This is a genomic window from Micromonospora sp. KC207, assembly GCF_004348615.1.
Classification (GTDB): domain Bacteria; phylum Actinomycetota; class Actinomycetes; order Mycobacteriales; family Micromonosporaceae; genus Micromonospora.
Genome location: NZ_SMKJ01000001.1, coordinates 48,779 through 60,977, shown reverse-complemented (window position 1 = coordinate 60,977; position 12,199 = coordinate 48,779). Strand labels below are relative to the sequence as shown.

The following is a 12,199-nucleotide window of genomic DNA, read 5'->3' as shown; positions in this document are numbered from 1 at the left end:
CACCGAGGTGATCAACTCTCATGACTGACCCGCAAGCCCGGTCCCGGACCATGTGCGTGCTGCCCTGGATCCATCTCTGCGCGTCCATCGACGGTGTCTACGGGCGGTGCTGCGTGGACGACTCGATGTACCACAACAAGCTGTACGAGCAGGAGGAGGAGCCGGAGTTCCTGCTCAACGACGACGCCGTCGGCTGCTCGCCGCGGTCCCGCTACGCGGCGGACAACCCCGGCCGGGTGATGGGCCTGGCGGATGCCTTCAACAGTCCCAACATGCGCCGGACCCGGCTGGCGATGCTGGCCGGGGAGCGGGTCGACGCCTGCTCCTACTGCTACCACCGCGAGGACCACGGCGCGCTGTCGTACCGGCAGGAGATCAACCAGCGGTTCCGGGACATCGCCGACCCCGACCGGCTGGCCGCCCGCACCGCGCCCGACGGCACCGTCGAGGACTTCCCGTTCTTCCTCGACATCCGGTTCGGCAACACCTGCAACCTGCGGTGCGTGATGTGCGCGTACCCGGTCAGCTCGGGCTGGGGCGCCAAGAAGCGGCCGGCCTGGTCGTCCGCGGTCATCGACGCCTACCGGGACGACGACGAGCTGTGGCAGACCCTGCGCGAGAACGCCCACCTCATCCGGCGGCTGTACTTCGCCGGTGGGGAGCCGTTCATGCAGCCGGGCCACTTCGCCCTGCTCGACCTGCTGGTGGAGACGGGTGACGCCGGCAACGTCGACGTCGTCTACAACTCCAACCTCACCGTGTTGCCGGAGTCGGTCTTCGACCGGTTCCGGCACTTCAAGAGCATCGGCATCGGCGCCTCCTGCGACGGCTACGGCGAGGTGTTCGAGCGGATCCGGCAGGGCGCGAAGTGGGAGACCTTCATCGCGAACGTCCGCCGGGCCCGCTCGGAGGTCAACCTCTGGCTCCAGGTGGCACCCCAGCGGGACAACGTCTGGGGGCTGCGCGACCTGCTGGAGTTCGCCCGGGCCGAGGGGCTCGACGTGGACCTGGCCAACGTGGTGCAGTGGCCGGCCGAGATGTCGGTGCTCAGCCTGCCCGAGGAGGACAAGACCCGGGCCACCGGTGAGCTGACCTCCCTCATCGACTGGTGCGCCGGGCTGGGCTGGGAGAAGCCCGCCGCCGACCTGCGGGCCCTGCGGACCTTCATGAACTCGGCCGACCCGGTGGACCTGCCGCCCGAGATCGCGGCCTGACCACCGGCGGGCCCGGCCGGGCGTCGAGACGATAGGAGCAACGATCGTGATCGTGGCCGCGCCGGCGCCCCCGCTGGGCTCCCACCAGCTGCTGCTGTTCCTGCTCCAGGTGGGCCTGCTGCTGCTACTCGCCGTCGTCCTGGGACGGGTGGCGCAACGCTTCGGCCTGCCGGCCGTGGTCGGTGAACTGCTGACCGGGGTGCTGCTCGGTCCCTCGGTGCTGGGGGCCCTGGCACCCGACATCGGACGGTGGCTGCTGCCCGCCGACTCCGACCAGGTCCACCTGCTCGACGCCATCGGTCAGATCGGCGTCGTACTGCTGGTCGCCGTGGCCGGTCTGCACCTGGACCTCCGGCTGGTCCGGCGGCGGGCCGGCACGATCGGCGCGGTGGCCGTCGGCGGCCTCGCGGTGCCCCTCGGCCTGGGCATCGCCGCCGGCCTGCTGGCCCCGGCGGCGCTCCTCGCGGCCGGGCAGGAGCGGACTGTCTTCGCGCTGTTCGTCGGCGTGGCGATGGCGGTCAGCGCCGTGCCGGTGATCGCGAAGACGCTCACCGACATGCGCCTGCTGCACCGCGACGTGGGGCAGATCATCCTGGCTGCGGCGTCGCTGGAGGACGCCGCCGCCTGGTTCCTGCTGTCGCTCATCTCGTCGCTGGCGGTGAGCGCCCTCACCGCCGGACAGGTGGTGACCGCTCTGCTTCACCTCGTGGTCTACCTCGCGGTGGCCGTCCTGGTCGGCCGGCCGGTGACCCGGCGCGCCATGCGCTGGGCGAACGCCCAGCCCGACAGCGGGGCCGCCAGCGCCGTCGCCGTGGTGATCGTGCTGGCCTTCGCGGCGGGGGCGCACGCGCTGGGCCTGGAGGCGATCTTCGGCGCGCTGGTGGCGGGCGTCCTGATCGGCCTTCCCGGCAACGGGGACCCGGCCCGGCTGGCACCACTGCGCACGGTGGTGCTGTCCGTGCTCGCCCCGATCTTCCTGGCCAGCGCGGGGCTCCGGGTCGATCTGCGGGCCCTCGCCGACCCGGTGGTGCTCGCCGCCGGGGCGGTGATCCTGGCGCTCGCCGTGCTCGGCAAGTACACCGGCGCGTACCTGGGTGCGCGGCTGGCCCGGCAGAGCCACTGGGAGGGCGTCGCCCTCGGCGCCGGGCTCAACGCGCGCGGTGCGGTAGAGATCATCATCGCGATGGTCGGGCTGCGCCTGGGCGTGCTGAACACCGCCTCATACACCATCGTGGTGCTGGTCGCGGTCGTCACCTCGGTCATGGCGCCGCCGATGCTGCGCGTCGCCATGCGGCGGGTCGAACAGAACGCCGAGGAGACCCTGCGGGAGAGCCGCCACCTGGAGTGGGCCGCCACCCCTGCGGTGGACCAGCGGCCGGGCTGATCCCGCCACCTGAAGATCCGTCGACAGCAGGGAGGGCCCGTGCGGGACGCACGGGCCCTCCCTGTCGTCGCGGGTCCTCACTCCCGCGGGGTGCCCAACAGCTCCACCAGATGGTCGGCGATGGCGGCGACGGTGGGCCGCTGCCAGAAGACGGTCGGGGAGAGGCTCCGCCCGGTGCGCTTCTCCAGGCGTCGCCGGATCACCACCGTCATCACCGAGTCGAGGCCCTGCTCGGCCAGCGGCCGGCGGGGATGCAGGTCGTCGGCGTCGAGTCGCATCTCCCCGGCGATCTGCCGGCGCACCTCGTCGAACACCCGCTCGTGCAGTTGCTCGTCGGACAGGCCGGCGAAGGAGACCGCCTCCTCCACCTCGCCGGAACTGTCCTGCGATGGGGCGACCGGCTGGTCGATCACCGGGTAGCGCAGCCCGGGAAGGCTGGCCACGACCCGGCCCTGAGCGTCCGCGACCAGCGCGTTCGCCGTGTCGGGCCGGTCAGGGTCGAGGGCGACCTCGATCAGCGTCACCTCCGGTGGCTCGCCGGTGAGCAGCACCTCGTCGACGTACACCACCATGCGTAGCTGCGGCACGCCGGGAAAGACGGCGGGGGCGACCGACATGACGGCGTCCAACACCGGCGCCCAGGTGGACGAGCCGGCCGAGCGCACCCGCGCCCGGAGCACGCCGTACCCGGAGAGCAGCTCCTCCACCGACCAGTCGAATCCCGTCGACGGCACCCCGACCTCGGCGAGCCGGCGGTGGATGGAGCCCGGGTCGCCCGGTTCCATCCGGTGGTCGTCGGGGTCGGCCAACGCCCGCGCGGCGAGCACTGCGGCGTCGGCGTCGGCCACCGTGGCGTCGGTGTGGATCAGCCAGTCCCGGCTCGGGTCGGCCTCCGCGTCGACTGAACGGGACGCCAGCCGTACCTCGGCACCGTCCCGCACCACCTGGACCTCGTGCATCCCGGCGGTCATCAACGGGTACCGCATCGACAAGCCGGTCAGCAGCGGCCGGCCGTCGCCCGGCCCGGCGGCAGCCATCAGGGTCTCCACCAGCACGGCCGCCGGAACGATCTCCACGCCGTTGAGGGCGTGGCTGCCCGGGTACGGGCGGCTGGCGTCGTCGAGTGCGGTGCGCCACACCCGCACGTCGCTGCCCGCCACGTTGTCGACCGCGCCGAGCAGGGTGTGCGACGCGGGGTCGTGGCCCCGGCCCGTGGCGGCGGCCGGCGTCGGCCAGTGCCAGTGACTCCGGTGCCGCCAGGGGTAGCCGGGCAGGGTGACCAGCGGCCCCGACGGATGCACCCGGCCCCAGTCGACCGCGACCCCGTGGCAGTGCGCGGCCCCCAGGCTGGACAGGAAGGCCTGCGCCTCCGGGGTGTCGCGGCGCAGGGTGCCGCCGACGAAGACCTCGTCGTCGAGGCTTCCGGCCAGCGTCTCGTGGATCGAGTGGGTCACCACCGGGTGCGGGGAGACCTCGATGAAGGCGCGGTGTCCGTCGGAGACGGCGGCGGCCACCGCTGCGGCGAGCCGGACCGGGTTGCGCAGATTCGCGGCCCAGTACTCGCCGTCGGCGGTGATAAGTGCCCGCGGGTCGGCCAGCGCCGTGCTGTAGATCGGCACCCGGGGTGCGCGGGCGGTGAAGTCGACGGCGGCGCGCAGCCGGTCGAGCAGCGGATCCATGTGCGGGCTGTGGAAGGCCACGTCGGAGGCGACCCGGCGGATGCCCAGGCCCTCCTCGGTCCACTCGGCGACCAGCGCGTCCAGCGCGGCCGGGTCGCCGGAGACCACGGTCGACGAGGGGGAGGAGGCGATCGCGGCGACCACGTCGACGCGGCCGGCCAGTCTGGCCGCGACCTCCTCGAAGGGCAGCGTCACCAGGGCCATCGCCCCCTGACCGGCGACCTCGCGCAGCAGCAGGGAACGACGGCAGATCAGCCGTGCGCCGTCGGCCACGGTCAGGATGCCGGCGGTCACCGCCGCGGCGATCTCCCCGACCGAGTGGCCGATCACCGCGTCCGGCTCGACTCCCCTCGCTCGCCACATCTCGGCCAGGCCGAGCTGCATCGCGAAGATCATCGTCTGGGTCCGGTCGACGGCCTCGTAGTCGCCGTCGAGGATCGCCTGGCGGGGTGAGAAACCGATCTCGTCGAGGAAGATCTGCTCGATGCGGTCGATCGCGTCCGCGAAGTCCGGCTCCGTGGCCAGCAGTTCCCGCCCCATGCCCGTCCACTGCGACCCGTGCCCGGAGAACACCCACACCGTGCGGGGCGGCTCCGCCACCGGGCTTCCGGTACGCACCCGGTCGTGCGGCCTGTCGTCGGCGAGCGCCGCGAACGCCGCGACCAGGTCGTCCCGGCCGGCGGCCACCGCCACCGCCCGGTGGGTCAGGTGCGAACGCCGCCGGGCCAGGGTGTGCCCGAGCGCGGCGAGGTCGACATCCGGGTCGATCCCGGCCAGGGCGCGGGCCCGCTCGCGAAGGGAGTGCGCGGAGCCGGCGGAGATCGGGAACAGCGTCTCGCCGGTCAGCGCCGGGGCCGGCTCGGCGACGACCGGCGGGGCCTGTTCCAGCACCACGTGCGCCACCGTGCCGCCGTAGCCGAAGCCGGAGACGCCGGCCCGGCGCGGCCCCGGCCGGTCCGGCCAGGGCTGGTTGCGGGTGACCAGGCGCAGCCGCAGCCGCTTCCACTCGATGTCCGGGTTGACCTCGGTGACCAGCAGGGTGGCGGGCACCTCGGCCCGGTCCAGCGCCAGGACCGCCTTGATGACGCCTGCGACGCCGGCCGCGCCCTCCAGGTGGCCGATGTTGGACTTGACCGAGCCGATCAGGCAGGGCTCGTCGTCCGGGCGGTCCTGCCCGTAGACCGAGCCGATCGCCGCGGCCTCCATCGGGTCGCCGAGCGGGGTGCCGGTGCCGTGCGCCTCGATGTAGTCGACGCTGCCGGCCTCGATTCCGGCCGAGCGCAGGGCGCGGGCCATCACGTGCTCCTGGGCCTGGCCGCACGGTGCCATGATCCCGTTGGTCCGGCCGTCCTGGTTGACGGCGCTGCCCCGCAGCACGGCCAGCACCCGGTCCCCGTCCCGCTGGGCGTCGGAGAGCAGCTTGAGCACGAGGACGCCGCACCCCTCGCCACGACCGTAGCCGTCGGCGGTGGCGTCGAAGGACTTGCTGCGCCCGTCCGGCGCCAGGGCACCGGCCGAGCCGAGGGTGATCGACTGCCCGGGCGTGACGATCAGGTTGACCCCGCCGGCGAGGGCCAGCGTGCTCTCGCCCAGCCGCAGGCTCTGCGCGGCGAGGTGCAACGCGACCAGCGACGCCGAGCAGGCGGTGTCGATCGACAGGCTCGGCCCGCGCAGGTCGAGCACGTGGGAGACCCGGTTGGCGACGGCGCAGGTGGCGGCGCCGATGCCCGTCCAGGCGTCGATGTGCGGCAGGTCCTCCAGTTGGTGGCCGCCGTAGTCGTAGGTGCACACGCCGGCGAAGACGCCGACGTCGGTGCCGGCCAGGGTGCGGGGCGGGATCCCGGCGTCCTCCAGCGCCTGCCAGGTCACCTCCAGCATGAGCCGCTGCTGCGGGTCCATCAGCTCGGCCTCGCGCGGGGAGATGCCGAAGAAGTCCGCGTCGAAGCCGGAGATGTCGGCCAGGAAGTTGCCCGCCCGGGTGGCCGACCGGAGCGCGGACTCGAACGCCGGACCCAGGTCGCGGTACGCGCTCCAGCGCTCCTCGGGCACCGTTCCCGTGGTGTTGCGACCCCCGGTGAGCAGGTCCCAGAACTCGTCGGGCGAGTTGACGTCGCCCGGGAACCGGCAGCCGATCCCCACCACGGCGACCGCCTCGGACGCCACCGGACGTGACCGGTCCTTCTCTGCTTCCACAATCATCCCCTGCTGTCGGTTTGCTGGGCTGGGCGGGCCGCCGCAGGTGTCCGGCGGGTCACTCCCGCCACGTCGGCGACTCGATCACCTGGACGATCGCGCACGACACCACCACGCCCGGCGCGGTGCCGAGGGTCAGCAGGTGATCGCCGGGGCCGAGGCCCCCCGTCCTGGCCAGGTGTTCCAGGGCCAGCAGGGGGTCGCTCGCCCCGCAGTGCCCGATCCTGCGACCGAAGTCGAAGGTGGACCGGCTCATGGGCAGGCCCCAGTTGGCCAGGCAGCGCTGCTCCATGATCTCCCGGGAGAAGTTCATGAAGGCGACCCTGGTGAGGTCGCCGACCTCGATCTCCGCCTCGGCGAGGGCGCGCCCCACGACCTCCTCGATGTGGTCGCCGACGTCCGCCATGGCGATCGAGGCGGGGCTGCGGGCGGCGAACTGCTGGTCGATCCGGGCGGTGAAGTTCAGCTCCCGGCCCGTCAGGACGCTCGGGGGGAACAACGGCTCGTCGCCCCGGTGCAGCCGCTCGGCCTCCGGGACCGACTTGGTGCAGACCGAGCGGAGCCGGGCGAAGCCGGGCCGCTTGGTGAGGATGAGGGCGCTGCCGGCGTCGCCGCCGATGAAGCCGGGGCCCATCCGCCAGCGGTCGACCATCGGGGTGCCGTAGTTGTCGGCGGCGACCAGCAGGGCGCTGGTGCGCTCGGGCACCGCCTGGAGGTGGCTGGCGGCCAGCTCGAACGCGCTGAACATCCCGTTGCAGCCCTGCCGGATCTCCAACGCCAGCAGGTCGCCGCCGACCAGGTGCCGCTGGAGATAGGAGTGCGGCGGCCAGCCGTCGGGCCCCTGGTGCCAGGTGCTGGCGTAGAGCAGCAGGTCGAACTCCGTCGGCGAGCCGCCCCAGCGCTTGACCGCCTGTTGGGCGGCGCGCAGCGCCATCTCCGGCGCGGGCAGGTCGCCGGCGATGGCCGTGCCCGCCAGCTCGTGCAGCTCCACCTGCTCGCGGGAGTAAAGACCGCGGTCGATCGCCCACTCGACACTCACCGTCGGCGGGACGAAGGCGCCGACGGCGCCGATGAACAGATCCGGTGTACGCACTGCGCAATCTCCACGATATCGGCGCACGGGCCCGTGCGGCATCGACCGATCAACTGCTCGACTGCTCGGCCTCGCCTTCCCTGCGACGGCTCAGGTCGGACGGACGGAATGGGGGAAGAAAACGAGCCGTCCGGTGCCGGACGGTTCCATTACCCCTTTCGGACCCTATGAAGGGGGCACGCGAATTCCTATAGAGGTTCACCTAGTCTTGGCGGGTCCGGTCGGCGTCGGCTCTCCCGTCGGCGGGTCCGGTCGGCGTCGGCTGCGTCCCGTCGGCGGGTGCGGTGGGTAGGCTCGCGGACGCCGCCGACACGGCGGCGGGACGACCCGGCGGGGAGAGGATCGGCGGACGGTGACAGTGCGCTTCATGGCACGGACCCTGCGAGGGCTGGAGGAGGTGGCCGCCCAGGAGATCGAGGAGCGGGGCCTCGGCCGGGTCGAGCACCGCCGGCACCGCGAGGTGTGGTTCTCCGCCGCTAGCGCGGAGCCGCGCCTGCTGGATCTGCGTACCGTCGACGACCTGTTCCTGCTCGTCGCCGTCGCCGACGGCGTCGGCCACACCAAGGCGGACCTGGCGGCCTTCACGCGGCTGGCCCGGGCGGCGGCGCTGCCGGCGGCGCTGCCGGCCCGCGCCGCCTGCGGCGTACCCGGACGGCCGGCGACCGTGGACGTCGCCGCCTCCTTCCTCGGCCGCCGCAACTACAACCGGTACGACATCGAGGACGCCGTGGGGCGGCACGCGGTGGCCGCGCTCGGGTTGCGCTACCACTCCCGCCGCAGCGGCGAGGCCCCGCCGGAGGGCGGGCTGTCGCTGCGGGTCACCGTCGAGGGCACCCAGGCGACGCTGGCGGTACGGGTGGCCGACCGGCCGCTGCACCGGCGGGCCTACAAGCGGTCGTCCACGCCGGGGACCCTGCATCCGCCGCTCGCCGCGGCGCTGGCCTGGCTGGCCGGCATCCGCCCCGGGATGCTGGTGGCCGATCCGTGCTGCGGCACCGGCACGATCCCCGTGGAGGCAGCCGGGCTGGCGCCGGGGGCGGTGCTGTTCGGCTCGGACCACGACCCGGAGACGGTCGGCGCGGCCGTCGCCAACTCGGCGGCGTCGGGGGCCCGCGTCACCTGGGCGGTCGCCGACGCCGGGCGGTTGCCGCTGCGGACCGGTCGGGTGGACCGGGTGGTCAGCAATCCCCCGTGGGACCGGCAGGTGCAGGCGCGGGGCGTGCTCGCCGGTGATTCCGGCCGCCTCTTCGCGGAGCTGCGCCGGGTGACGGTCGACGGCGGGCGGGCGGTGCTGCTGCTGCACGAGTTCGCCGACCAGGCCGACCTGGCCCGCGCCGCCGGGTTCGGGGTGGGCGACGTGCGGCCGGTCAGCCTGTTCGGCGCCCACCCCTCGATCGTCGACCTGCAGGGCTGAGCCCTCAGGGCACGACCTCCAGCTGGGCCATCATCCCCAGCGACGAGTGCTCCAGGTAGTGGCAGTGGTAGACGTACTGCCCGAGGTACGGCGTGGCGAAGGTGACCTGGATCTTGACAGACCCCTTGGGTGAGACGTAGACGGTGTCCTTGAGTCCGGCGTCCTCCGGCGCGGGCGGCCCGCCGTCGCGGCCGAGCACCCGGAACGTCACCAGGTGCAGGTGGAACGGATGGTCGAAGGGGAACGGATCGGTGTCCGCGTTGACCACGTTCCAGATCTCGGTGCTGCCCCGCTTGACCTGTACGTCCACCCGGCGGGGGTCGAACGGTTTGCCGTCCATGAGCGCGATCGGGGGCCGGGCCGACATGTCGAAGCTCATCGACACGGTGCGCTCCACGGTCGGCGTGCCCATCGGGGGCAGTGCGCGCAGGGTGACCGGCACCCGGCTGGGGTCGGTGACCGCCCGGGACGACACGTCGAAGCGCAGGATCGGGTTGTCCCCGTCGTAGAGGTAGACCGGCCCGCCGCCCGCGTGCTCGGCGAAGTCGATCACAACCTCGACCCGCTCCCCGGAGGAGAGCGCCAACTCGGTGTGGCTGGTGGGGGCGGGCAGCAGCCCGCCGTCCGTGGCGATGCGGGTGAGCGGTTCGCCGCCCAGGTTGAGCCGGAAGACGTGCTTGAGCGCCGCGTTGAGCAGGCGGAACCGGTACCTGCGCGGGGCCACCTCGAAGTAGGGCTGGGCCTTGCCGTTCGCCAGGATGGTGACCCGGTCGTCCGGGTGGCCGAAGACGAGGGCGCCGGAGTCGTCGAACTGGGCGTTGCGCAGCATGATCGGCACGTCGTACTTGCCGGCGGGCAGGCGCAGGTGGTGCTCGGCCGGGTCGTCGATCAGATAGAAGCCGTGCAGTCCGCGGTAGACGTGGTCGGCCTCGTAGGCGTGGGTGTGGTCGTGGTACCAGAGCGTCGCGCCGCGCTGGAGGTTCGGGTAGTCGTAGACCTTCGAGCCGCCCGGCGGGATCAGGTCCATCGGGTGACCGTCGCTGGTGGCCGGCACGTGCCCGCCGTGCAGGTGCACGTTGGCGTGGGTGTCGAGCCCGTTGGTGTAGGTGATCCGCACGGGCCGGCCCGTGCGGGCCCGGATGGTGGGGCCGACGAAGGAACCGGCGTAGGTGTAGGCGGGGGTGAGCAGGCCGGGCAGGATCTGCACCTGCGTCGGCCGGATGGGGATCTCGTAGACGTCGATGCCGTCGCGGCGGGAGACCGGGGTCAGCCGCGGCGGGACGGGCATCGGCTCGGTGAACGGGGTGACCGCGACCGTGGTCGTGCTGACCCGGCTGGGCACCGGGGCGGCATGCCCGGCGTGCGGGTCGGCGGGCGCCGCCGGTGCTGCCTGGGCGGCCTGCGCGTCCCGTCTGAGGGAGCGTGACATGACGGTGCCTCCGGCGGCCACGCTGCCGAGGGCGAGCAACTGTCGTCTGTTCAGCACGGGAGGGGTGACCTTGTCCATGTGACGGGCCGGAGTCGGTGGCGCTGCCCCGGCTCAGCCGCCGGCACCGGATGCCGGATGTTGGTGGGAGGGATGAGCAGCCCCCGGACCGGCGCGGTCCGGGCCGGGGGCCACCAGGGGCGGAACCTCAGGCAGACTGCTGTGCCGCCGCCCGCGTGTCGGCCGGCTTGGCCCGGCGGATCCCCAGTCGCGGGGTGGTGACCAGGTAGAGGCCGGTCGCCGAGTCGAAGAGGTCGTGGCTGTCGAGCTTGCCCGGCGCCTCGCTGACCGGGGCGCTCGGCGTGCGCGCGTCGGCCATCCGGCGGGCCTCCTCGGCGGCCAGGAAGAGCTGCCGGACGGAGTTGTCCTGCTCCGCCGGTGCCGCCGCCGCGGTGCTGTCGTGCCGTCCCTCCGCCGCGTCGTCCAGGTCGGCGAGGCCGGCGACGAGTTGGGCGAAGGCGCGGGCCCCGTCCACCTTCTCGTACTCGGGTTCTCCGCTGTCGTGCACCAGCGCGTCGGCCAGGCCGAAGTATGCCCTCTTGCCGGCCTGCTGCTGGTAGACGCCGGCGACGAGGGTGAACAGGCGCTGGTAGGCGTTGCGGTAGAGGGACTCGTAGAACGCCCGCGCCTCCTCCTCGGTGACGTCACCGTGGATGGTGGCCAGGATGGACGCCGAGGCGAGCATGCCGCTGTAGAGGGCGAGGTGCACGCCGGTGGACAGCAGTGGGTCCAGGAAGCAGGCGGAGTCGCCGGCCGCGAAGTAGCCGGGCCCGCAGAAGCTGTCGGAGATGTACGAGAAGTCCTGCTCCACCCGCACGCCCGGCTGGTACGTCCCGTTCGCCGTCAGGCCGCGCATGGTCGGGGACTCCTGCACCAGCGCGGCGAGCATGTCCTCCAGCGAGGCGTGCTCCTTGCGCCGCTGCAGGAAGCGGCTCTGGTGGCAGACGAAGCCGATGCTGTACCGGTCGCCGCGCAGCGGAATGACCCAGTACCAGCCGTCGGGCGCCGAGATGACGTTGATCCCGCCGGAGGGAGAGTTCGGCAGCAGTGAGCCACCCTGCCAGTAGCCCCAGATGGCCACGTTCTTGAACGTCTCGGTGGGGCGCCGGTGCTTGAAGTGCTGGGACGGGATCAGCCCGGCCCGGCCGGACGCGTCGACCACGTAGTCGAAACCGGTGGTGCGGACCTCACCCGACTCGGGGTCGAACCACTCGGCGGCGGTGGCCCGCTCACCGTCGAACAACACTCGCTTGACAGCCGCACCTTGGATGATCTTGGCGCCCTGCTTGCCGGCGTTGTTGAGCAGGACGTGGTCGAAGTCGTCCCGGTCGACCTGCCAGGACCGCACGCCCGGACCGAAGATCTTGGCCCAGTCGATGGCCCAGTCCTCGTTGCCCCAGCGCAGCAGCACCCCGTTCTTCTGCGGGTAGCCCCGCGAGTCGACCTCGTCGAGAGCGCCCACGAAATCGACGATGGTGCGGCACGAGGACGCGATCGACTCGCCGATGTGGTATCGCGGGAAGGTCTCCTTCTCCAGGAGCGTCACCGACAGCCCCGATCGGGCGAGCAGCGCGGCGGCCGTGGATCCGGCCGGACCTCCACCGATGACTAGGATCTTGCTGGACATCGAGCTCCAATCCGAGAATCTGTGTCTGTCCGCTCGGCACGGGCCGGCCCGTCGACCATCGCCAGACAGGGGAATGGACGGATTCCGGATCGCGAAAAGAATGTTAGGT

General features: G+C 72.7%; 7 protein-coding genes. 3 read left to right on the top strand and 4 right to left on the bottom strand.

Going from position 1 to position 12,199, the window contains the following annotated elements; all coding sequences use genetic code 11:
* The first annotated feature begins 20 nt into the window (after positions 1–20).
* Positions 21–1,214 (top strand): twitch domain-containing radical SAM protein, encoded by a 1,194-nt coding sequence (locus E1258_RS00270; RefSeq protein WP_132395652.1) that lies wholly within the window; start codon positions 21–23, stop codon positions 1,212–1,214.
* A 46-nt stretch (positions 1,215–1,260) separates the two neighbouring features.
* Complete coding sequence (locus tag E1258_RS00265; RefSeq protein ID WP_132395650.1) at positions 1,261–2,598, top strand: cation:proton antiporter; 1,338 nt, start codon at positions 1,261–1,263, stop codon at positions 2,596–2,598.
* Positions 2,599–2,675: 77 nt separating this feature from the next.
* Here E1258_RS00265 and E1258_RS00260 read toward each other — a convergent pair whose 3' ends face one another.
* A complete protein-coding gene (locus E1258_RS00260; protein WP_243715075.1) occupies positions 2,676–6,440 on the bottom strand; it encodes a type I polyketide synthase in 3,765 nt (1,254 codons plus the stop codon).
* Between the two features lie 88 nt (positions 6,441–6,528).
* Positions 6,529–7,563, bottom strand: coding sequence for a ketoacyl-ACP synthase III family protein (locus E1258_RS00255; RefSeq protein ID WP_132395646.1), 1,035 nt, complete (start codon positions 7,561–7,563; stop codon positions 6,529–6,531).
* 367 nt (positions 7,564–7,930) lie between these two features.
* On the opposite strand from E1258_RS00255, the gene E1258_RS00250 reads away from it, so the two are divergent.
* Positions 7,931–8,977 (top strand): methyltransferase domain-containing protein, encoded by a 1,047-nt coding sequence (locus tag E1258_RS00250; protein WP_165949581.1) that lies wholly within the window; start codon positions 7,931–7,933, stop codon positions 8,975–8,977.
* Positions 8,978–8,981: 4 nt separating this feature from the next.
* Here E1258_RS00250 and E1258_RS00245 read toward each other — a convergent pair whose 3' ends face one another.
* A complete protein-coding gene (locus E1258_RS00245; protein ID WP_243715073.1) occupies positions 8,982–10,463 on the bottom strand; it encodes a multicopper oxidase family protein in 1,482 nt (493 codons plus the stop codon).
* Between the two features lie 148 nt (positions 10,464–10,611).
* Positions 10,612–12,090, bottom strand: a complete 1,479-nt coding sequence (locus E1258_RS00240; RefSeq protein WP_132395640.1) for an NAD(P)/FAD-dependent oxidoreductase — start codon at positions 12,088–12,090, stop codon at positions 10,612–10,614.
* Positions 12,091–12,199 lie beyond the last annotated feature (109 nt).